Annotated in this window: 22 protein-coding genes; 13 read left to right on the forward strand and 9 right to left on the reverse strand. The window is 59.2% G+C overall.

Annotated features, from left to right (window positions below; genetic code table 11):
• Nucleotides 1–26 precede the first annotated feature (26 nt).
• Together A6U86_RS07200 and A6U86_RS07205 are read left to right on the forward strand one after the other, a co-directional pair.
• Nucleotides 27–893, forward strand: a complete 867-nt coding sequence (locus tag A6U86_RS07200) for a hypothetical protein (RefSeq protein WP_068388284.1) — start codon at nucleotides 27–29, stop codon at nucleotides 891–893.
• 106 nt (nucleotides 894–999) lie between these two features.
• Complete coding sequence (locus A6U86_RS07205) at nucleotides 1,000–1,932, forward strand: ribose-phosphate pyrophosphokinase (protein WP_068388287.1); 933 nt, start codon at nucleotides 1,000–1,002, stop codon at nucleotides 1,930–1,932.
• Nucleotides 1,933–1,948: 16 nt separating this feature from the next.
• Here the strand turns inward: A6U86_RS07205 and A6U86_RS07210 are convergent, their stop codons facing one another.
• The 3 genes from A6U86_RS07210 to A6U86_RS07220 form a co-directional block, all read right to left on the reverse strand.
• Nucleotides 1,949–3,184, reverse strand: a complete 1,236-nt coding sequence (locus A6U86_RS07210; protein WP_068388290.1) for an MFS transporter — start codon at nucleotides 3,182–3,184, stop codon at nucleotides 1,949–1,951.
• Nucleotides 3,185–3,209: 25 nt separating this feature from the next.
• On the reverse strand, nucleotides 3,210–4,670 hold the full coding sequence (locus A6U86_RS07215) for a hypothetical protein (RefSeq protein ID WP_068388292.1): 1,461 nt from the start codon (nucleotides 4,668–4,670) through the stop codon (nucleotides 3,210–3,212).
• Between the two features lie 108 nt (nucleotides 4,671–4,778).
• Nucleotides 4,779–6,221, reverse strand: a complete 1,443-nt coding sequence (locus A6U86_RS07220; RefSeq protein WP_068388295.1) for a hypothetical protein — start codon at nucleotides 6,219–6,221, stop codon at nucleotides 4,779–4,781.
• Nucleotides 6,222–6,524: 303 nt separating this feature from the next.
• Here A6U86_RS07220 and A6U86_RS07225 point away from each other — a divergent pair, with 303 nt between their 5' ends.
• From A6U86_RS07225 to A6U86_RS07245, 5 genes are all read left to right on the forward strand, one after another.
• Entirely contained in the window at nucleotides 6,525–7,136 is a 612-nt protein-coding gene (locus A6U86_RS07225) for a 50S ribosomal protein L25/general stress protein Ctc (RefSeq protein WP_068388298.1), read from the forward strand.
• A gap of 243 nt (nucleotides 7,137–7,379) precedes the next feature.
• Nucleotides 7,380–9,746, forward strand: coding sequence for an EAL domain-containing protein (locus tag A6U86_RS07230; protein WP_068388300.1), 2,367 nt, complete (start codon nucleotides 7,380–7,382; stop codon nucleotides 9,744–9,746).
• A gap of 2 nt (nucleotides 9,747–9,748) precedes the next feature.
• Nucleotides 9,749–10,492, forward strand: a complete 744-nt coding sequence (locus A6U86_RS07235) for an ABC transporter substrate-binding protein (RefSeq protein WP_198929030.1) — start codon at nucleotides 9,749–9,751, stop codon at nucleotides 10,490–10,492.
• Nucleotides 10,493–10,565: 73 nt separating this feature from the next.
• The gene (gene pth / locus A6U86_RS07240; protein ID WP_068388641.1) at nucleotides 10,566–11,282 is read left to right on the forward strand and encodes an aminoacyl-tRNA hydrolase; all 717 of its coding nucleotides are present in this window, start codon (nucleotides 10,566–10,568) and stop codon (nucleotides 11,280–11,282) included.
• A gap of 1 nt (nucleotide 11,283) precedes the next feature.
• The gene (locus tag A6U86_RS07245) at nucleotides 11,284–11,763 is read left to right on the forward strand and encodes a GNAT family N-acetyltransferase (protein WP_068388304.1); all 480 of its coding nucleotides are present in this window, start codon (nucleotides 11,284–11,286) and stop codon (nucleotides 11,761–11,763) included.
• Nucleotides 11,764–11,776: 13 nt separating this feature from the next.
• Here A6U86_RS07245 and clpS read toward each other — a convergent pair whose 3' ends face one another.
• Entirely contained in the window at nucleotides 11,777–12,088 is a 312-nt protein-coding gene (clpS, locus tag A6U86_RS07250) for an ATP-dependent Clp protease adapter ClpS (RefSeq protein ID WP_068388644.1), read from the reverse strand.
• A gap of 339 nt (nucleotides 12,089–12,427) precedes the next feature.
• Here clpS and A6U86_RS07255 point away from each other — a divergent pair, with 339 nt between their 5' ends.
• From A6U86_RS07255 to ychF, 3 genes are all read left to right on the forward strand, one after another.
• Nucleotides 12,428–13,645 carry an RNA ligase RtcB family protein gene (locus A6U86_RS07255; protein ID WP_068388307.1) on the forward strand — a complete coding sequence of 406 codons (1,218 nt, stop codon included), beginning with the start codon at nucleotides 12,428–12,430 and terminating at the stop codon, nucleotides 13,643–13,645.
• Nucleotides 13,638–14,255 (forward strand): peptide chain release factor H, encoded by a 618-nt coding sequence (prfH, locus tag A6U86_RS07260; protein ID WP_068388310.1) that lies wholly within the window; start codon nucleotides 13,638–13,640, stop codon nucleotides 14,253–14,255. Before A6U86_RS07255 ends, prfH begins: the two co-directional genes overlap by 8 nt.
• Before the next feature lie 154 nt (nucleotides 14,256–14,409).
• The gene (gene ychF, locus A6U86_RS07265) at nucleotides 14,410–15,513 is read left to right on the forward strand and encodes a redox-regulated ATPase YchF (RefSeq protein WP_068388313.1); all 1,104 of its coding nucleotides are present in this window, start codon (nucleotides 14,410–14,412) and stop codon (nucleotides 15,511–15,513) included.
• Between the two features lie 31 nt (nucleotides 15,514–15,544).
• Here the strand turns inward: ychF and A6U86_RS07270 are convergent, their stop codons facing one another.
• Nucleotides 15,545–16,150: a LysE family translocator gene (locus A6U86_RS07270; protein WP_068388316.1), complete on the reverse strand. Its 606-nt coding sequence runs from the start codon at nucleotides 16,148–16,150 to the stop codon at nucleotides 15,545–15,547.
• A gap of 118 nt (nucleotides 16,151–16,268) precedes the next feature.
• On the opposite strand from A6U86_RS07270, the gene gcvA reads away from it, so the two are divergent.
• Entirely contained in the window at nucleotides 16,269–17,156 is an 888-nt protein-coding gene (gene gcvA / locus A6U86_RS07275; RefSeq protein ID WP_068388319.1) for a transcriptional regulator GcvA, read from the forward strand.
• 3 nt (nucleotides 17,157–17,159) lie between these two features.
• Here the strand turns inward: gcvA and A6U86_RS07280 are convergent, their stop codons facing one another.
• On the reverse strand, nucleotides 17,160–18,284 hold the full coding sequence (locus tag A6U86_RS07280) for a hypothetical protein (protein WP_068388322.1): 1,125 nt from the start codon (nucleotides 18,282–18,284) through the stop codon (nucleotides 17,160–17,162).
• A 171-nt stretch (nucleotides 18,285–18,455) separates the two neighbouring features.
• Between A6U86_RS07280 and A6U86_RS07285 the strand changes: the two genes are divergently transcribed.
• Nucleotides 18,456–18,932 carry a MaoC family dehydratase gene (locus tag A6U86_RS07285; protein ID WP_068388325.1) on the forward strand — a complete coding sequence of 159 codons (477 nt, stop codon included), beginning with the start codon at nucleotides 18,456–18,458 and terminating at the stop codon, nucleotides 18,930–18,932.
• On the forward strand, nucleotides 18,929–19,396 hold the full coding sequence (locus A6U86_RS07290; protein ID WP_068388328.1) for a MaoC family dehydratase: 468 nt from the start codon (nucleotides 18,929–18,931) through the stop codon (nucleotides 19,394–19,396). The genes A6U86_RS07285 and A6U86_RS07290 overlap by 4 nt, the downstream gene beginning before the upstream one ends.
• Before the next feature lie 51 nt (nucleotides 19,397–19,447).
• On the opposite strand, the gene A6U86_RS07295 is transcribed toward A6U86_RS07290, so the two are convergent.
• From A6U86_RS07295 to A6U86_RS07305, 3 genes are all read right to left on the reverse strand, one after another.
• Complete coding sequence (locus tag A6U86_RS07295; RefSeq protein WP_068388331.1) at nucleotides 19,448–19,990, reverse strand: adenine phosphoribosyltransferase; 543 nt, start codon at nucleotides 19,988–19,990, stop codon at nucleotides 19,448–19,450.
• Between the two features lie 116 nt (nucleotides 19,991–20,106).
• Nucleotides 20,107–20,973 carry a cytochrome c1 gene (locus A6U86_RS07300; protein ID WP_068388334.1) on the reverse strand — a complete coding sequence of 289 codons (867 nt, stop codon included), beginning with the start codon at nucleotides 20,971–20,973 and terminating at the stop codon, nucleotides 20,107–20,109.
• Between the two features lie 22 nt (nucleotides 20,974–20,995).
• Entirely contained in the window at nucleotides 20,996–22,270 is a 1,275-nt protein-coding gene (locus A6U86_RS07305; protein WP_068388337.1) for a cytochrome b N-terminal domain-containing protein, read from the reverse strand.
• Between the last annotated feature and the right edge of the window lie 5 nt (nucleotides 22,271–22,275).

Consider the following 22,275-nt stretch of genomic DNA (forward strand, 5'->3'; position numbering starts at 1 on the left):
GACCGTCAAGAGAAGGGATCGCGCAAATGGGACTGGTCAGGACAACCTTGATTGTCGCCGGCTTTTGCCTCGCGCTCTCCGCCTGCAACACGACGGACGCCTTGACGCCACCCGAGGCGATCGGCGATGTCAGCTCCAGCCCGGTCACTCAACGGGATGTCGAGCGGATGGCCACCGCGCCGCAGCGCCGGCAGACTTATCCGGGGACACAGGACAGCTACGGCTATCAACAACAGACCTCCCAGCAGGCATATCAGTCGCAAAGCTATGGTGGCGGCGGCTCGCTGGACGATCAGGCATCAGCGCTGAAGTCGAACGGCACCAATCCCTATGCTTCGCGTCCGCTTGACGATGGCCGCACGGCATCGATCGCCCCGGCCGATCCGCAGACATCGCAATCCGACGAGCAGCGCGAGGCCGACCGCCGGCTTTCGGACGATCCGCCACCGCAGCAGCAAGCGGCCGACGATCAGCAGCAGCCGGACCAACAGCAGGCATCGCTGCCGCCGGCCACAGCGGCAACTGGCGGCAACAGCATCCGTTTTCTGCCGATCATCGGCGCGCCCGTGCAGGCCGTTACACCGCTATCGCGTCAACTTGGCTCCGATGCCCGCTCGCTTGGCCTCACAATCAAGAGTTCCAGCGATGCCAGCGCCAACTACATCCTGAAGGGCTATCTTGCCGCCTTCGAAGATGGGCCGCAGATCTCGGTGACCTATGTCTGGGATGTGCTTGATAATGCTGGCAATCGCGTGCACCGGATCCAGGGAGCGGAAAGTGCGCCGCTGAAGCGCGGCGATCCCTGGACGGCCGTTCCGCCGGCCGTCATGCAGAAAATCGCCACCAAAACCATGTCGGAATTCAATTCCTGGCGCAATTCCAACGGTGGATAGCCACAAGCTTTTCATAAATATGAAAGGTATCGCACCCTTCCCCCCTTGCATTCGAGAGCAAGGCGGTTAAAAGCGCGGCTATCAGGTTGGTAACAGGCGGGCCAAGATGAAGGTTTTCGCAGGGAATTCGAACAGGCATCTTGCCGAAGCGATCTGCAATTATCTCAACGTTCCCTTAGGCAAGGCCAGTGTCAGGCGTTTTGCGGACCAGGAAATCTTCGTTGAAATCCAGGAGAACGTCCGCGGCGAAGATGTGTTCTTGGTCCAGCCGACATCGTTTCCGACCAACGATCATCTGATGGAACTGCTGATCATGATCGATGCGATGCGCCGCTCCTCGGCGCGCCGCATCACCGCAGTCATCCCCTATTTCGGTTATGCCCGCCAGGATCGCCGCGCTTCCGGGCGCACACCGATCTCGGCCAAGCTGGTGGCCAATCTCATCACCGAGGCTGGCGCCGACCGCGTTCTCACGCTTGACCTGCATGCGGGCCAGATCCAGGGCTTCTTCGATATCCCCACGGACAATCTCTACGCGCTGCCGATCCTCACCCGTGACATCAAGGCCAATTACGATATCAGCAACGTCATGGTTGTTTCACCGGACGTCGGCGGTGTCGTACGCGCCCGCGCTCTTGCCAAACGCCTCGACTGTCTGTTGGCGATCGTGGACAAGCGCCGCGACCGCCCGGGCGAATCCGAAGTGATGAACATCATCGGTGACGTCGAAGGAAAAGACTGCCTGCTGATTGACGACATCGTCGATTCCGGCGGCACGCTCTGCAACGCGGCCGACGCCCTGCTCGCAAAGGGCGCGGCAAGCGTCACCGCCTATATCACCCACGGCGTGCTCTCCGGCGGTGCCGTGACGCGTGTCGCAAATTCCAAGCTGAAGGAACTGGTGATCACCGATTCCATTCAGCCGACGACGGCGGTGCAGTCGGCCCCCAATATCCGCGTCATCAGCACGGCCAGCCTCATCGGCGAAGCCATCAACCGCACCAGCCAGGAAGCTTCGGTTTCGAGCCTCTTCGACTGAGATCGCTCACCTCTCGTCAGACGACCCTTGCCCTGGACGGATGCGTCTGTCTCCAGGCCAGCAGGCCAATACCGATGAGACCGGAGATCACGACAGCAGCCCCTGCCCCCATGATCGAAGGACCGATGCCGAACCAGGCAAACAGGGTCGGCGACATCAGGTAAGCCAGGAAAAGTCCTGTAAAGATCGCGCACATCATCAGACGATAAACCTGCCCGAGACGATGCGGTTCGCTGCGTGTCTGCATCAGATGCAGCATGGCGAGATTCTCGAAAGGTCCGTTGATCGCAGCAAAGCACGCGACGGCCATCAGCCAAATCCGGTCGTGCATCAGCGGCAGCAGGAAAACCCCAGAACCGAAAATGAGCTTGGCGGCGATAATCCAGACAACGGGCTGGCGCGGTTTGATGTTGCTGAGAATAAGATTGGTCGCAACATTGCCAACGCCGTAGGCGGTCATCATCAGGCTGTAATCCGTCAGGGGATCGGCGCTGGTTTCGCGCAGATGCAGGATCATCCCGAGCAGGATTCCCATTGCCCAGGCGATGTTTCCCATCAGGTTGGTGAACAAGCCATAGAGGATGGCCGCGTGGCCCCGCGCCACCCGCCATCCGCCGAGAACGCCGTCCACTACGGCAGCCATTCCGGAGAAATCACGCCGCCGCGGCGCAGCGGGAAGCCTTGCCACCGCCAGCCATACCGCAAGCGCCGACAGCAGGAAGGTGGCCGCCGTCACCGCAAAGAATTGCGATTTCGGCAGGAAGCCGTTGACGATGGCAATCAGGCTCGGGCCGAGGATGCGTGCCATGCGTCGCGTCGCGTCGAACAGGCCGTTGGTTGCGTGACGAACGTCCGGGTCGACGGCAATCGTCGGCAGCGTCGCCTGCAGTGACGGATCGAATGTCGATGTCAGCAACGCGATGCATGCCGCAAGCACCATCAGAAGCGGCAGGCTCATCAGATGCAGAAGACCGGCAAGTGACAGCATCAGCAACAGGATGGCGCGCAGCAGATCGGCCATGATCATCGTCGTGCTGTGACGCCACCGATCCGTGACGATGCCGGCAAAAAGACTGCCGAACAGGAGCGTGCCGGACTGCAGCGCGGACACATATCCCGCATCCCTGCCGATAAAGTCCGCCGCGATCCAGACGACTGCGACCATGTAGAATTCGGAACCCGTGGCCGCCAGTACCTGACCGGCCCAAAGGAGAGAGATCGAGCGCTGGCTCAACGGCCTCAGGACAAACATGATCGCATTCTGATTTCTGATTGATTTACTTCATGACCTGACCGTTGACCGTCACGCCACCGGCATCGGTAAGCTCGATGTCCCAGCGCGAGCGCCCATCCGCATCGGTCTTGGCGAAGCCCTTGGCCATCATCAGGCCGAAGGAGAGCTGAGAAAGATCGGGCTTCGTCTTGGCAGACTCCTGCACGGCGGCAATCGTCTTGTCGAGATCACGGGCCAGCACCGTCATCTTCATCGAGACGCGGTCCTTCTCGTTCAGCCAGCCACGCATGCTGCCGGTAGCCTCGATATCATAGAGACCTGAGACGGCGCTGATCTTCGGAAAGTTGATCGACACCGTGCCATCCGGGAACATGGCCTGCTGCAATTTCTCGTCGAGGGCGGCATCGCTTTCCGGCTTGTTCAAGTCGGTCTGCTGCAGGATCTCCATCAGGGCGGAAAAGTTCAGGTTCGGCACCTGTATCTGAAAATCCGCCGCATCCGGAATGAAGGCGATATAGTCTTCAGGCACCAGACCGGTGGCCAGGGTGAGCTTTTCGGCATTCAATCCGAAATCGGCGCTCATCGCATTGGTCGGCCCGGCGATCTTGAAGAAATAACCCAGCTTCTGCAGACCGCCATCGCCGAACGGCGACGTCACCGAAATGTCCTTGGCGGAGATGGACTCCTCGAAGGAGCCGGCGATTGGCATGGCATCCATCAGCAGCGCCTTGAGCGCCGTGGCGTCCGGATCGGAAAGGGTCTTCTGGTCCTTGTGCTCGGAAACGAAGTGCAGCAGGGAATTCACCGCCTTCAACGGCAGCTTGGTCGCGCCGGCATTGAAGTCGATCGCCGCAACCTTGATTTCGCCGAGCGTCGTGTCGTCGGACGAGATCTTGTCGTAGAGCGATTGCAGACTGCCGCTCATCTTGACGTCGAGCCGGCCCGGTTCGCCGCTATCGGCGGATGATAGAGTGTAACCGACGCTATCGACCGTGGCGTCGTTTTTCTGGACACCGCTATTCTCGTCGCTGGTCTTCGTGGTGAAGGTGATACCGCTGCCCTTCATATCCATCGAACGCAGGTAATGAAGCGCGGGATCGAAGACACCCTGGAAATTCGATGAAGCCAGGGCATAGCGAAATTCCATGTCAGCGGCGCTGCCAGGCTTCGAATGTGCCGTGATATCGAAAGCATTGTTGCCTTCGATATTCCAGAGGCCGCTATCTTGCGGCATTGCCAGCATGGTCAGCGGCCTCAGTCCGCTGATATCGAAGCCGCTGACATCCAGCTTGTCGAACAATGTCCGCAGATCATAAGTGACCTCATAATGCGAACTGACCGGCTTTACCGAAATTGCGCCGCCCTTGGCGATATCGTCAGGCAAAAAATAGGTCAGATTGCCAAACAGATCCTTTGCACCCTGTTCGCTGACTTCAGCCGCCTGCGTAGCACCGGCCACACCTGCAGCAAGAACAGCTGCCACGGCAACCGCTTTGAAACGCATAATTCACCCCCCAAATACCTGGAAAAAATGTGAAATTCGAGAGGGCCGATTCGCCTCTCGAACGAAACTCTATCAATGCAGCGGGACATCCCGCGCTCTCATGCCCTATCAGGGCTTCTTCATCACCTGCCCGTTAACGGTTACCGTCCGATCCTCATCCATCGTTACGTCCCAGCGCAGACGCCCATCCGGGTCGGTCTTGGCAAACCCCTTGGCCGCGAGCAGGCTGAAAGAGACGCTGTTCAGACGCGATTCCGTTTTTGCGGCGGCCTGCATGGCCGCAACGGTCTTGTCGAAATCGCGCGCCAGGATCGTCGCCTGCAGCGAATAGGTGGAATGCGCCTTGGTCGAGCCCTTCAATGTACCGGAAACCTCTAGGTCGTAGACGCCCGAAGTAGCGCTGATCTTCGGAAATTCAAGCGTCCCGTATCCGCTTGGAAACATGGTCCGCTTGACCAGTTCCCCGGAGACCGGCGTCGCTCGCGCCGCCACCGCATCGAGGGCTGTATCGATAAGGCCGGAGAAATTGATATTGGGTACACCGAGTTGCACATCCAGCGTTTCAGGCAGGAAGGGCGCATATGCCGCCGGAATAAGGTCCGCATCCGGAGTGAAATGTTCGGCGCGCAGCTCGAAATTGACGTTGGAGGACTTGGTCAGACCATCCATCTTGAAGCTATAGTCGACTTGCTTGACGCCGACCTTGCCCTTGTCCGTGGAGACAACCGCATTGCTCAATGTCACCGACTTGCTGAGGGAGCCGAAGGCAGGCAAAGCCCGATGCACGAGCTGCTCGAACTTTTCGCTGCCGCTTGCCGACAGCTGCTTGGCCTTCACGTGCTGGACGAAGAAGCGAAAGAGTTCGCGCAGCTCCTTTGCCGGCAGGCTCGTTGCCGTCAGGTGGGTGCTGACACTATCGGCGCTGAAACTCACGGGCGAGCCATGTGGCCGCAGTGTAAGCTGTTCGTTCAGTCGTTGCAGCGTGCCCTGCACCTGCAGATCGACCTTGCCCGCCTCGCTGCTGTCGGTCACCGTATGGGCAAAAGAAATGCCGTCGATGGTTGCGTCGATCTTGCGGCCACTCTTGGCACCGCTGCCGACGCTGGAAAACTTCACGCTGCCGCTCTTGATGCCAATCGACCGCATCATCTCGATCCTGGGATCGAAAATGCCGTCGAAGGAACTGGAAGCGATCGAGTAGGCAATATCCGATGACGGCGAATGTACCGCAATATCAAGGCTGTTGTTCCCCGTCAGGTGCCAGCGGCCCTGGTCGACAGGCTGGGCGAACAGAGAAAGCGGCTTGAAACCAGTGACCGAGAACCCACCGGAATTGACCTTGTCGAAGAACTTCGCAAGGTCGTAGGTGATCTCATATTGGTCACCGGCGGGCTTGACCGTCACGAAATCACTGCGCGCGAGATCGCGCGAAAGCGAATGCGTCAGGATATCACGGAGATCGTTGGCGCCCTGCTCGTTGATGTCGGCGGCCTGCGACACGCCGGCGAGACCCATGGAAAAAACCGCGGCGGCGATAGCCCTGGAGCGCATGCCCGACCTCTCTTTCTGACCCTGATCGATTGAATTCGACTGTTGAAGAGGCCGAGGGTATATGTCAAGGCGTTGATGGAAATGGCGGGCGGCCACGAAGGCAAGCGTGGCAATGTCATCACAAACCCTCCCATTCCGGAGGTGCTTGCGCCTGCGGCCACTTTGTATTATACGCCACGCGTCCGCGCAGACACCCTTGGAGGCAATGCGGATGAGGCAGGGAACGCCCTTCCTCCAGTTCAACCGATACGGCACATGACCGACCGGCTGAGCTCTCCAGATAACACCTCGAAAGGAATAGCTATGAGCCACGAAAGCTACGAGCTAAAGGCCGAGGCGCGCGAACGGGTTGGTAAGGGGTCCGCCCGTGAACTTCGCCGCAATGGTTTGATTCCCGCTGTCATCTATGGTGACAAGCAGGCCCCCATTTCTATCGCTCTCAACACCAATGAGGTGACGAAGCGCATTCACGCCGGCGGCTTCCTGACGACGATCGCAACGATCGACGTCGGTGGCAAGAAGATCAAGGTTCTGCCGAAGGACTACCAGCTCGATCCGGTCCGTGACTTCACGGTTCACGTCGATTTCCTGCGCGTTTCCGGCAACACCGAAGTCACCGTCGAAATCCCGGTTCACTTCGAGAACCACGAGAAGTCCCCGGGCCTCAAGGCTGGCGGCGTGCTGAACATCGTTCGCCACGAAGTCGAAGTCCATTGCCCGGCTGATGCCATCCCGGAATTCTTCACCGTTGACCTCAGCGGCCTGAAGAGCGGCGACAGCATCCACATCTCGGCCGTCAAGCTGCCGAAGAACGTCACGCCGGTTATCGCCGACCGCGACTTCACGATTGCGACGATCGTTGCTCCGGCAGCCGGTCTTGCAGAAGAAGAAGGTAGCGAAGAAGCCTCCGCCTAATCGGCATCTTCATCGCAATCATTCGAACCCGCCTTCCCCATGGGATGGCGGGTTTTTTCATGCTCGACATCGAAATATTAGAGAAAGTAAAAATAACAATTTCTTGAATCTATACTTTCACTAATTTCCATTAACCCCAGAGTTTCAGCAACATTTAACAGATTCATGAAAACCTACGCGAAAGAGTTGTAGGGATCGGTGCCCCAGTATCCGCTGGCCTATAACTGGGGAGCTAACGGAACGATGAACCATTCGGTCGAAAATAGGTTTTTCGCGATCGTCTGCGGTGCGCTGCTTGTCTTCGTAGCGCCGCTCTTCATCCTATTCCTTTTCCTGTCGTCGGAGCGCGCCGAAAAGGAAATCAAGGACCATATAACCGTTCTGCTCGTCGCCAATGCCCAGGCTCTGGCAAAGCCGCTCTGGGACCTGGACGAAGACAGCGTCACCCAGATCAGCGCGACGACGGTCGCCGAGGGCGCGATCGTCAGGGTGAATGTCCGCGATCTCTCCGGCCAGCTCGATGTCACTCAGTCGACGATACCGAAGTCCTACAAGGGCAATCTGGAGTCCGTCTCCCGCTCCATCATCTATAATGGCGTTGATGGCGCCAAGAAGCTCGGCACCATCACTGTCTATTACCCACAGCTCGGCCTGTTCGACGGATTGAAGAATGAAGAGATCGTCTTCATCTCCATCTTCATCTTCGCCGTGCTGACGGTCTTCGGCGCGGCGCTGATCGGTAACCGCATTTTCGTCATCCAGCCATTGATGCGGCTCACGCACGCCGTCGAGGCGACGCGCCGCCTCGGCTCGCGCCATCATGTCGACTGGCAATCGAACGACGAAATGGGCCGGCTCGCCAGCAGCTTCAACGACATGCAGAGCAAGCTCCAGCGTGAGGAAACCGAGCTGAAGCTTGCCCATCGCCGGGCCACCGACACCTATAATCTCACGCCCGCCATGCTTTTCTCCCTCGACAAGGACGATTGCATCGCCGCCGTCAGCGACTATTGGCTCGCCGCCACGGGCTATGATCGAAAAGAAGTGCTTGGGCGCGAGTTTGCTAGCCTTGTCCTGCCGGAATCGCGTTCGCAATATTCCGAGCGCAAGCGCAGTAACCCCGATAGTGCTGCCCGGCTTGCCGTCACCGTGAAATTCCTTTGCCGGAACGAGCAGGTCATGGATGTCCTGATCCTCGAGACCACCGCGATCCAGGACGGCCTCTCGCTTTCGGTCATGACCGATGTCACCGAACTCAAGCAGTCCGAGGACCGCAACCTGCGTCAGGCGATCACCGACCACCTGACCGGCCTTCTGAACCGCCAGGGCTTCGAGACCGCGCTGGACGCCAAGATCAACGAGGCCGATCTGCGCGGGCGTGAGCTTGCCTGCCTTTTCATCGACCTCGACCGCTTCAAGTGGATCAACGACAATATGGGCCATGCCGCCGGCGATGCGGCGCTGCGTGAACTCGTATCGCGCCTGCAGAAGCGCATGAGGCCGGGCGATATTGCCGCGCGCCTGGGCGGCGACGAATTTGCAATCCTGCTGCTGGCTGAAGATGCCGAAGCAAGGGCGTTGGACATGTCCGCCCGCATTGCCGAGGTTTTCGAGGCGCCCTTCTATGGCGATGCCCGTCTGAGCGCCAGCGTCGGCATCGCCATCTACCCGCGCCACGCCGCCAATGCGGCCGAACTGTTGCTGAAATCCGATATCGCCATGTACGCGAAAAAGCGCGACGGCAAGAACGGCGCCCAGATCTTCGACAACGGCATGCTGGACGACTCCCGCCGCCGCGCGGAGCTGGAAAGCCATATCGAAAGCGGTCTCAGCGAAGACTGGTTCGAGGCTCATCTGCAGCCGGTCGTGAATATCGACGATCGCTCAATCGCCGGCTTCGAAGCCCTGATGCGGCTGCATCATCCGCACAAGGGGATCCTGCCTCCGGCCCGCATCATCGAGGTCGCGGAGGAAACCGGCTCCATCATTCGCATCGGCAACCGCATCATGGAAAAGGCTGTCGCCCACTTCGCGCGCCTCTCACAGCTCGATGGCATGCAGGATACCTACCTCGCCATCAACTTCTCGCCCCTGCAATTCGAGCCCGAGCTGCCGGTGCGCATGGCCGCCCTGCTTTCACGCTATGATATCTCGCCGCGCCGCATCGTGGTCGAGATCACCGAAGCCGTGCTCATGGATGACAATCCGGAGACGCGCATGGTCATCAACGAGATCTGCCGCTATGGCTGCCGCATCGCCTTGGATGATTTCGGTACGGGATACTCGTCGCTGAGCTACATCAACCGCTTCCCTGTGGACATCATCAAGATCGATCAGTCCTTCGTGCGGGCGATCAACGACACGGCGTCGGATGTCAGCGCCAAGAGCCGCATGCTGGTCGAAAGCATCACGACGCTTTCGCACAAGATGAGCTGCACGGTCATTGCCGAGGGTGTCGAAACCGAAGAGGAATGCGCAACCCTGCGCACCATGGGCATCGACTATGGCCAGGGCTATCTCTTCTATCGGCCGCAGCATCCGGATATCCTGATGACGACGCTGTCCTGCCTGGAAATGAATGGCCAATCCCGTGTAGCGCAGGCGTCGTAGCAATGGAGAGCCGGGTGGGAAAGCTGTTGCTCATCGTCGCTGCCAACCTGTTTTCACTCTCTCTTCTTGCTTCGGCCCACGCAGAAACCGTCCACTTCACCACGGAAGACTACCCGCCCTTCAACTATCGTGACGGCAAGACCCCCGTCGGCGCGACTGTCGAGCAGGTGCAGAAGATGATGGCGGATATCGGCGTGGACTATACGATCGATGTCATGCCCTGGGCCCGAGCCTACAGCCAGGCAATGACGGAGCCGCTGACCTGCGTTTTCGCCACGGCGCATAGTGAAGAGCGCGACAAGCTCTTCGCCTGGGTGCAGCCATTGTTTATCGATCGCAATGTGCTGATCAAGCACAATGGCTCGAAGGCCACTGCCGCCACGATCGATGAGGCCAGGAAATATCTTGTCGGCACGTGGCGTGAGGACTACACCGAAACAATCCTGCGTAGAAATAATTTTCCGCGCATCGATGTCGGCAGCGACTTCAAGGCGACGTTGAAGAAGCTGATGAGCGACCGCATCGACCTGATGCCGATCTCGGAATTCTACTTCGACAAGCTGAAGAAGGAAGGGCATGCCGTGCAGAAGGTGACCATCCTCTCTCAGCAAGCCATGGGAATTGCCTGCCAGAAGGATTTCCCCAGCGACCTTCAAAACAGGATGCAAACCGCGCTCGATGCCTTGATCGCCGACGGCACGCAAAAGCGGATTTTCCGGAAGTACGGCCTGCACCTCGGCGACTGATCGCATCCCGCCTTGACTTTGCCGTCAATTCGCTGTCGTGAAGGGCATCGGCATTTTCCAGGGGGTGAAGCGCATGCTTCTCATCGCGGGTCTCGGCAATCCCGGCGCCAAATATCAAGGCAACCGCCACAATATCGGCTTCATGGCCGTGGATGCGATCCATCGCCGCCATAGCTTTTCGCCATGGACGAAGAAGTTCAAGGCGGAGATTTCCGAAGGGGAGTTGGGCGGCCAGAAAGTGCTGCTCATCAAGCCGCAGACCTTTATGAACCTCTCGGGCGAATCCGTCGGCGAGGCCATGCGCTTCTACAAGCTCGAACCATCCGACCTCGTGGTCATCTACGACGAACTCGACCTGCCGGCCGCCAAGGCGCGGCTGAAAACCGGCGGTGGTCATGGCGGCCACAATGGCATCAAGTCGATCGACGCCCATTCCGGCCGCGAATATCGGCGTCTGCGCCTCGGCATCGGTCATCCCGGCGCCAAGGAACTCGTGCACAATCACGTTCTTGGTGATTTCGCCAAGGTGGATCGGGACTGGCTCGACCCCTTGTTCGATACGCTTGCCGACAATGCCGACATGCTGGTGCGCGGCGAGGACTCGCAGCTTATGAACAAGATCGCGCTTGCCCTGGGCGGCAAGGCGGAGGAAGAGGCTCCGAAGCCTGAGAAGAAGGCGACCGCGAAGTCGCATATCCATCAGGCACGGAACCATAACCAGCCAAGGATACCCGAGACAGGTCCGATGGCGGAGATGCTGAAAAGGATGTTCGGCAAGAAGGATAATTGACATGTCGCAAGCAGCCGTAGAAAACGCCGCCGATATCGTCATCCGGCCGATAGAGATTGCCGATCTGCCGACGCTTCTTGCACTTTATCAGCATCTCAATGCTGAAGACCCAATGCTGGACCTGCCATTGGCGGAGCGCCGCTTCGCTGAAATCCTGGCCCATTCCGGCATGACGATCTTCGCGGCCTTTGCCGGCGATAAGGCCGTGTCCTCCGTGACACTGGTGGTCATTCCGAACCTGACGCGCGGCGGCGCTTCCTATGCCTTGCTCGAGAATGTCGTCACGCATTCGGATTATCGCAAGCGCGGCCTTGCCGGGATGGTGATCCAGAAGGCCGTCACAACAGCCTGGGGCAAAAACTGCTACAAGGCCATGCTGCTGACCGGCTCGAAGGACCCGGCAACATTGCGCTTCTACGCCAATTGCGGCTTCGTGCAGGACAAGACCGGCTTCCAGATCCGCCGCCCAGCCATCGCCTGATCGGCCTCAGGCCCTACTCTTCCGGTTCCGTGGTGAACATCAGCGGGAAATCGGCGCTTTTTGCCAGGTCGATCGCCTCCTGGGCTTTCGTCTCGGCGATATCTCGCGCGCAAACCATCACCACGCAGCTGCCGAGCTTATGCGCCGTCATCATGACGCGATAACAGGTATCCTCGTCCATACGGAAGACAGCCTTCAGCACCATCACGACGAATTCACGTGGGGTGTAATCGTCATTGACGAGAATGATTTTGTAAAGCTTCGGTCTGTCGACCTTCGGCTTCGTCTTGGTCTTTGGTTTCAGGACAATATCATTGTCACTCATCGGCATCACCGTTGACGACAGAGAAAAAGGCTTTGGAGTAATAGCGCTATTATAGTGCAGCGCACTACGCCATTCAAGGAGGGTGAGCTCCGGCACCAGTTGGCAGATCGGGGGATTGCGAGCAACCACGGGTGGGCGATCTCAAAACAGGTCTTGCAATCCATTCTGTTTCGCTTATACAGCCGGCATTAGTTTTTCAGGACTGGGAGCACAAATGATGCACGTCATTTCATCGCGCCCCTTAGGGGCAAAAGCTTAAGTTAGCGTCGATGCGCTGCCGTGAGCTCCTTTGATCGGCCTTAAGGCCGAAAATATTTATCCTGTCCTGGGATCATATTCATGGGCAATTCCATAGGGGCCTCCGGTCCCGTCACTATGCGCTGCAGCCGCCCTGCCGCGATAGCACACTATTTTACGGCAAAATCCTGGATCGAAGGATTGGCGCTGGAGCAGCTTGCGGAAATCACAAGGCTTCCGGGCATGCTGTCCGTCGCCGGTTTCCCTGACCTTCATCCGGGAAAATACGGCCCGGTCGGCATGGCCGCCTTGTCGTCGCGCCTTTATCCGCAATTGATCGGTAACGATATCGGCTGCGGCATGGCGTTCTTCGAGCTCGACATGCCGCAACGCAAATTCAGGATCGACAAGGCTGCCACCGCCTTGCGCGAACTTGAGACTATTGGCTTCGATGCACCCGACATCGCAAAATTCGCGCCGCTGGCCGACCTTGAGGCCAATGTCGAATCGCTGGGTACGATCGGTGGCGGCAACCACTTCTGCGAGATCCAGTCCGTGGAAGAGCTGCTTCAACCTGATCCGGCCGAACTCCTGGACAGGCAGAAGCTCTATCTGCTTGTCCACACAGGCTCGCGCAACCTGGGAGCCAGCGTCTTCGATCGGACGATCGACGAGAATGGCGCTATGACGGATGGCCTGGATCCGGCATCCGAGGCCGGCATGACATGGCTGAACCGCCATGATCTCTGCGTCGAGTGGGCAGTGCTCAATCGACAGATGATTGCGCAACGAGTGGCCGAGGCACTTCGCGTAGACGTTCACCTGATCGCGGATGTCCCGCACAATCTCGTGCGTCGGCATACCGATGGGTATGTCCACTACAAGGGGGCAGCCGCCGTTCAGAATGGCGGCATTGCGCCCATTGCCGGCTCTCGAGCCAGCCTGAGCTATATTGTCCAGGTTCTCTCCACCGCGGCGAAATCGCATTGGGCCATTTCGCACGGAGCCGGGCGCAAATACGACCGCCGCAACATGCATGGCCGCATTGGCGTAACCCGCTCGGAGCGGGAGGCGTTGTTGCGAAATCAGTGGGGCGGCATCGCCATTTGCGACGACCGCAAGCTTGCAGTCGAAGAGGCCGCCAGCGCCTACAAGAATGCAGGGCAAGTCCTTGAGGATCTTGCGGGCCATGGCCTTGTGCGACCACTCGCCTCGATGAAGCCGCTCATTACCTACAAGAAGACGAGCGTCGATCACGAAGAGCTCAAGCGGGACCGCACGCGCGATCGCAGGATGAATGGGAGGCGCAAGAATGGCTGACATCCATCTCCTTGCCACCTCGGGCAACGGTCCGGCGGAATGCCGTGTCGCACTTAGATCGCTGCTCTCCATTCTCGAAAGGGAGGCGCAGGCCAGAGACTGCGAAATCGAGATGGCGGTCTCACAGGAACCGGACCGGCATGGCCCGGTATCAGCAATCGTCACGCTGCGTGGCACGGGTGCCTCGACCCTGGCGGCGGATTATTGCGGCTCGATCCGCTTTATCTTCAAAAGCAAACTCAGGCCCGGGCACAAGCGGCAGAACTGGTTCGTCGGCGTCAAGCGCATCGAACTCGCCGATACAGCGAATGAAACAACGACCGTCAACATGAACCACATTCGCTTCGAAACGCTGCGCGCCGGAGGTCCCGGCGGGCAGCATCAAAACACGACAGACAGCGCGGTCAGGGCAATCCATGTCCCGACCGGCATCACCGTCATGTGCCGCGATGAACGCTCTCAACACCGCAACAAGGCGCTCGCCATCCGGCGGCTGCAGGCCATCTTGCTGCTGCTGGCCGAGCGGGAAAGCCAGAATGCGAAAACCGCGCTCTTCCTGGCCAACAAGGAACTTGAACGCGGCAACGAAGTGAAGGTGTTCCGCCTCTGACAATTGAGCCGCCCGAGCCGCTCGGGCGGCTTCTGCACCGCCAAAGGCGCCTTTCTGCCGCGAAAACCGGCTCGCTTTTCGCACAAGACTTGACCCGCACCGGCCGTTCCCTCATACGCACTGCAAAGATTTTTCAAGATATGGACAAGGTGCCATGGGTTTCAAATGCGGTATCGTCGGACTGCCGAATGTTGGCAAGTCCACTCTGTTCAACGCGCTGACCAAGACGGCGGCGGCGCAGGCGGCGAATTATCCGTTCTGCACGATCGAGCCGAACACGGGTGAAGTTGCCGTTCCCGATCCACGCATGCGCAAGCTTGCCGATATCGCCAAGTCGAAGGAACTGATCCCGACGCGCATCTCCTTCGTCGATATCGCCGGCCTCGTGCGCGGCGCTTCGAAGGGTGAAGGCCTGGGCAACCAGTTCCTCGCCAATATCCGCGAAGTCGACGCCATCGTGCATGTGCTGCGTTGCTTCGAAGACAGCGACATCACCCATGTCGAAGGCCGTATCAATCCGGTCGCCGACGCCGAGACGATCGAGACCGAGCTGATGCTTTCGGATCTCGAAAGCCTGGAGCGCCGCACCGAGCAGATGCGCAAGCGCGCCACCAGCAAGGACAAGGAATCCATGGCGATGCTGCCGATCATGGAAGCCTCGCTCAGCCTGCTGAACGAAGGCAAGCCGGTGCGCACGCTGCTGTCGAAGCTCGATGCCGAAGAACTCCGCATCCTCAAGAGCCTCAACCTTCTGACCTCGCATCCGGTTCTCTATGTCTGCAACGTCGCCGAAGCCGATGCGGTGACCGGCAATGAGCATACGGCTGCCGTTGCCGCCATGGCCAAGGAGCAGAATTCGGAAGTTGTCATCATCTCCGCCGCCATCGAAGCGGAAGTCGCACAGCTGCCCGAAGAAGAGGCGACGGAGTTCCTCTCCGCGCTCGGTCTCGATGAAGCCGGCCTCGACCGGCTGATCCGCGCCGGCTACAAGCTGCTGCACCTCATCACCTACTTCACCGTCGGGCCGAAGGAAACGCGGGCCTGGACGATCGAGCGCGGCACCAAGGCTCCGCAGGCAGCGGGCGTCATCCATTCGGATTTTGAGCGTGGCTTCATCCGCGCCAACACCATCGCCTATGACGACTACATCGCCTTCAATGGCGAAGTCGGCGCCAAGGAAGCCGGCAAGGCGCGTGACGAAGGCAAGGAATATGTCGTCCAGGACGGCGACGTCATCCACTTCCGTTTCAACACGTAATCCTCAAAAAGCATCTGCTCATGGTGCGCGTTTACCCGCGCACCATGAAACCTGCCACGACGATCATGCACAGCGCGAACGCCCAGCCCTGGATCCGTTGCTCTTTTTCAGAGCGGAGGCGGCCGAGAACGGTTGCGCCGAGATAGATCCACAGAAAATGGCAGATGATGGAGACAACCAGAAATGCCAGGGTCAATTGGGTGACCTGCCCGACAAGATGGCCGCTGTCGAGAAATTGCGTGAACATCGCCAAGACCATCGAATGAATTTTCGGATTGAGCAGAACTGACACGAAGCCATCGACAAGACCCAATCGTCCATGGCCCTTTTCACCGTATCTGGATGGCTTTGTCGTCGATCTGATGAAGGTCCACGCCAGATAGAGCAGATAGACGATACCGGTCCACTTCAATGCCGCACCAAACAGCGGATAGGCATGCGCCAGTTGCCCAAGCCCGAAGCCATAGATGAGACACAGGGCCACATTGCCCGCCTCAAATCCCAACCAGAACGGCCCTGAACCTTTAACGCCGAAGCGCGCGCCCATGCTTGTCAGGATCGTGTTGCCCGGACCGAGGCTGATTACCAGCGGCACGGTGTAGCCTAAAAAGAGCAACCAAATTTCCAAACTGATCATCACGCCCTCGGTTCCGAAACGGGCGGGAACAGCGCCGTTGCGGATGCCAGAAACACGACTTTCATCATGAAGAAAAATGATCTATTTTCATGGCCTCGATAAACAGAGGTAATCGAGCATGCGCCGTTTGCCACCGCTCGGGGCCGTCCGCGCTTTTGAAGCCGGTGCGAGGCATCTGAACTTCACCCGCGCCGCCGACGAGCTTTGTGTCACGCAGGCCGCCATCAGCCATCAGGTTCGCCTGCTCGAAGACTGGCTTGGCGTAAAACTCTTTGAGCGCGCCGGGCATTCTCTCCGCCTGACGGACAAGGGCGACACCTTTCTGATGGAGGTGAGCGAGATATTGGACCGGTTGGCGGCGGCTTCATCCATTGTCGGCAGTCGCCAGGACGGCCCACTGCGCCTGACGGTTCTTCCGTCCTTCGCATCTTCCTGGCTGGTGCCGCGTCTGAAAGCATTTCGGGAGCGCCATGCCGGTATCGATCTGAGGCTGAGCAGTTCGCCCGAAAGCTGGGGCTTTTCGACTGATGGTTTCGACGTTGCCATCCGCTCGGGGCTAGGGAAGTGGCACGGCCTCAAGACATATCTCATTGCCCATGAGGCATTGAGCCCCGTCTGCGCGCCTTCGCTGGCAGCCATGCTGGACCTCAGGACGCCCGACCAGTTGCTTCGAGCCAATCTGCTACATGATACGCCTCGTAACGCTTGGTCGCGCTGGTTCAATCAGGCCGGCGTTTCTCATACTGACCCCTTGCCCGGCATGATCTTCAACGACCACGCACAGATGTTGCAAGCCGCAATGGACGGCCAGGGCGTGGCACTTGGCAGACTGTTTCTCGCCGGAGCAGCGCTGCTGGACGGGCGCCTCGTCCAGCCATTCGATATGACCTTGCCGAATGACTTCAGCTACTGGTTTGTCTGTCCGGGAGCCGTCGCCGACCGGCCGGATGTTATCGCATTCAGAAGCTGGCTGCTGTCAGAGGCACAGGCCTCCGGCCAGCACTGACCGTCAACGAAGGATCGGCAATCTACCCTGTATCGACAGCGGCAACCGCCGCACGACGATGCGGCGCAGATCGGCCCAGCCGATGCCGATGACCAGCACGACCAGACCGACAATCATCAGCACGAGGAAGCCGATCTTGTCGAGACCGGCGTCGTTGTGCCGGAGAATGGCGCCGGTCGCGAGACCGAGCGATACGAGGCCAGCCGTAACGAAGGCGCGGCGATCGATGATAAGGCCGATGAGCATCATCACCAGGACAACCGCCAACACCGTAAATGCCTGCAGATAGCCGCCGAAGAAGACATTGGTGAGGTTGTTGAACACGACACCGCTATTGGCGAGCTGCAAGCGCAGAACCAGCAGGATCGTTGAATAGAGCAAAGCCGGCGCGGTCACGAGATGCAGCCAGAACGCCACGTCGGAACGCCGCGTTTGCCGCTGCGAATCGCTCAGATCAAAGCGCATTGCCAGGGCAAAGCTGCCAAGCGCTGCCGCAAACAATATGACAAGCGTCAGGAGCGGATAGTCCGTCAGCACGTCCGAAGAGCCGAGCATCGAGCCAACGGCGTAGAAGACCGCCGCGAGCAGCAACCCGAATAGTGAGAAGAGCAGCAATGCCAACGACAAGGGCACGCGGTAGCGCCAATAAAACAAGGCCAGCATGATCGGGAACGGCGCGACCAGTACGACGGCACCATGGGTGAAATCGGCGAACAGCGACGGCATTGTATCGACATAGCCTATCATCGTCTGAACAAGCCAGTTGACGAGGGCGATGGTCAAAACCACGGCCGGCAGTGCCAGCCGTTGGCGCCGCACCAGAATTTCCGCCAGGATACCGATCGCCAGCAGCGACACGGAGTGGTTCGCCACTCCCCACAGGCCGACGAGCAGGACGACGATGCCGATGGTGATGAGCACATCGTGAAAGCCGCGGACAAAGCGTGGCGCTTCCGTTTCTTCCAATGGGTTGGGCGCATCCGTCGAACGCAGTTCGGAAAGAGCGCCCGTCGCCGCCAGTGCCCCGATGTTCCTGTCGCTTAGATAAGGCAGCAATCGCGCGGCCTGATCGGAGGAAATAATCCCCTCGCCGGCAGCCTCGTCCAATGCGATTTTAAGATCGCTCATTCATATCCCCATGTCATCTCGCCACCACCAAGCCTCAACATATCGCCCGCACACAATCAAGAGCTGCCGGGGACCAATCGCCGTTCGGCAACAGTCCTCATCCTCGAAGCCATGAAAATACTTGCGCCATTGCCACCGGCTATGCCATTGCCGACGAAAGCGATGCGGAGGATGGCGGGAGACATGACGAAACTGGCCTATGAAGACTTCCAGCAGGGGCAGGAATTTCCGCTCGGCCCCAAACATGTGACAGCGGCTGAAATTATCGAGTTTGCCGGGGAATTCGACCCGCAGCCGATGCATCTGGATGAGGCAGCCGGCCGCGCCAGCATCCTCGGTGGTCTTGCCGCCTCCGGCTGGCATACCTCGGCAATGTTCATGCGTATGATGTGCGATTCCTATCTCCTCAAAGCCGATGCACAGGGTGCGCCCGGCATCGATTTCATGGAGTGGAAGAAGCCGGTTCTGGCCGATGATACGCTATCCGGCCGGTCCATCGTGCTGGAAGCCCGGCCCATGCGCTCACGCCCCGGCATAGGCATCGTCAAGTTCCGCCACGAGATCGAAAATCAGAACGGCGAACTCGTGTGCCTCGGGGAAAACTCGACGATGATCCGCATGCGTGCGGGCGCGGAGGTATCGGCATGAAGATGAGCGAGCTCTATACGGTCGGCGAGCGCGTCGAGATCGGCAGCCATACGTTCACCCCCGAAAGCATCGTCCGGTTTGCATCGCGCTTCGATCCGCAGATCTTCCACATGGATGCCGAAGCGGCCAAGGAAACCTTGTTCGGCGGGCTCTGCGCCTCCGGTTGGCATAGCTGCTCAGTGTGGATGCGCAGCTTCGTCGATTACTGGAAATCCGAGATGGCCCGGCTGATCGCGGAGGGCAAGACACCACCCACTCTCGGCCCCTCGCCGGGTTTCAAGACGCTGCAATGGCTGCGCCCGGTCTTTGCAGGCGACACTATCACCTATGGTGTCACGATCCTCGGCAGCCGTCCATTGGCCTCGCGGCCCGGCTGGGCGCTCTATACGCTTGCGTGTGACGGAGTGAACCAGCACGGCGCGCCAGCCCTGCGCTTCGAAAGCACCGTGTTGGCCTTTGAATAGAACCTTGCGGGGCGCGATCACGCCGCCCCGCAAGCCATTCGCACATCCAGGTCAGTGACCGGAGAATTCCACGAGCGTGTGAACCGGCACGTCCAGTTCCTCGAGCTTCTTGCGCCCGCCAAGGTCAGGCAGATCGATGACGAAGCAGGCGGCAACGACTTCGGCGCCGATCTGGCGCAGGAGCTTCGTTGCGCCGACGGCCGTGCCGCCCGTGGCGATCAGATCGTCGACCAGGATAACCCTTTCACCGGGATTGACCGCATCGCGATGCATCTCCATCTCGTCGACGCCGTATTCGAGGCTGTAGGCGATCCGGACGATATCGTGTGGCAGCTTGCCCTTCTTGCGGATCGGCACGAAGCCGGCCGACAATTGATGCGCAACCGCTCCCCCGAGAATGAAGCCGCGCGCTTCCATGCCGGCAACCTTGTCGACCTTCGAGCCGGCATAGGGCTGCACCAGCGCATCGACAGCACGGCGGAACGCCCTGGCATCGCCGAGCATGGTCGTGATGTCGCGAAAGATGATGCCGGGCTTGGGATAGTCCGGAATGGAGCGGATGCTGGCAGCGAGCTCCGAAGCAATAGTGTTCATGAAATATGTACTCTCAGGCTGTGATAGGGCCGGCGGCACCCTATCAAGAGCCGGGCGCTATACCAACAAAAAAGGCGGCCTCGACGGGCCGCCTCTTCGTTCAATCATCGCAATACTTAGTGAGCGCCGGCCTTGGCATAGACGGAACGCTTGGTGAGATAGATCAGGATCGAGAAGATCAGCAGGAATATGATCACCATGAAGCCGAGGTGCTTGCGATCCTCAAGATGCGGCTCGGAAGTCCACATCAGGAAAGCAGACACGTCGCGCGCATACTGGTCCACCGTCTGCGGCGAACCATCGTCATAGGTCACCTGCCCGTCGGAAAGCGGCTTCGGCATCGCAAACGTCGCGGCCGCATCGAAATACGGATTGTAGTGCGAGTTCTGCGGCACCTTGAAACCGGCCGGTGCATCTTCGTAGCCGGTCAGCAGCGAGTAGATATAGTCCGGGCCGCCTTCCTGGTATTGGGTGAAGATGTCGAAAATGAACTGCGGGAAGCCGCGTTCGATTTCACGCGCCTTGGCCAGCAGCGACATGTCAGGCGGCACCGCCCCGTTGTTGGAAGCAGCAGCAGCCTCGTCGTTCGGGAACGGCGAGTTGAAATGATCCGATGGAAGCGCCTTGCGGGTGAACATCTCGCCCTGAGGGTTCGGGCCGTCCTGCACTTCGTAGTTGGCAGCGAAGGCCTTCACCTGCGCCTCGGAATAGCCGAGGTCGCCCAGCGTGCGGTAAGCCACCAGCTTCATCGAATGGCAGGCGGAACAGACTTCGGTATAGACCTTGAGGCCACGCTGAAGCTGCGCTTTGTCATAATAGCCGAACGGGCCGGAGAAGCTCCAGTGCTGTTCGCGCGGCTCCTTCAGCGGATAATGCGGCGTTTCGCTCTCCGCCGCAGGCTTCGTTTCCGCAGCCACGGCAACGGCGGTAGCAGCACCGCCGATGAGTGTGAGCGACAGAAGGCCGACAATAAGTTTTTTCATCGTTTTCTTCCTCTATCGCCGGTTATGCTTGCGCCGGAGCGGCAGCTTTACCGCTCTGCTTTTCAAGAACCGCTTCCGTAATCGAGTTTGGAACGCGCCTCGGGGTCTCGACGAGGCCGAGCACCGGCATGGCGACGAGGAAGAACAGGAAGTAGAACAGCGTCGCGAACTGAGCTGCCGTGGTGTAAACGCCTTCCGCCGGCTGCGAGCCAAGCCAGCCGAGCAGGATGGCGTCGGCAATGAACAGCCAGAAGAACAGCTTGTACCAGGGACGATAGACGGCCGAACGGATCTTCGACGTATCGAGCCATGGCAGGAAGAACAGCACGATGATCGCGCCGAACATTGTCAGAACGCCGCCGAGCTTGGAGTCGATCGGTCCGATGTTGAAGGTGATCGAGCGCAGCATCGCGTAGAACGGCAGGAAGTACCATTCCGGAACGATGTGGGCCGGCGTCTTCAGCGGGTTGGCCGGAATATAGTTGTCGGCGTGACCGAGGAAGTTCGGCAGGTAGAAGACGAAATAGGCGAAGACCAGCAGGAAGACGGAAACGCCAAGCGCATCCTTCAACGTTGCATAGGGCGTGAAGGCCACGGTATCGGTCTTCAGCTTGACCTCGACGCCGGTCGGGTTCGTCTGGCCGGTCACATGCAGCGCCCAGATGTGCAGGATAACAACGCCCGCGATCATGAACGGCAGCAGATAATGCAGCGAGAAGAAGCGGTTGAGCGTCGGATCGTCGACGGCAAAGCCACCGAGCAGGAAGGTCTGGATCCAGTCACCCACCCATGGGAAGGCCGAGAAGAAGCCGGTGATGACGGTCGCGCCCCAGAAGGACATCTGGCCCCAGGGCAGAACGTAGCCCATGAAGGCCGTTGCCATCATCAGGAGGTAAATAATCACGCCGAGGATCCAGAGGATTTCGCGCGGCGCCTTGTAGGAGCCGTAGTAGAGACCGCGGGCGATGTGCAGATAGACGGCGACGAAGAAAAAGGACGCTCCGTTGGCATGCATGTAGCGCAGCAGCCAGCCGTGATTGACGTCACGCACGATCTTTTCGACCGAGTTGAAGGCGACCGTCGTATCCGCCGCATAATGCATGGCAAGCACGACGCCGGTCAGGATCTGCAGAACCAGCATGACGGCCAGCATGGCGCCGAACGTATAGGCATAGTTCAGGTTGCGCGGGACAGGATAGGCGATGAAACTATCGTAGACCATACGCGGCAGTGGAAGCCGCGCGTCTACCCATTTTTCGAGCCCTGTGGATGGCTCGTAAGACGAATGACCACTCATGATTC

This window comes from Rhizobium sp. AC27/96 (assembly GCF_001692325.1).
Taxonomy (GTDB): Bacteria; Pseudomonadota; Alphaproteobacteria; order Rhizobiales; family Rhizobiaceae; genus Rhizobium.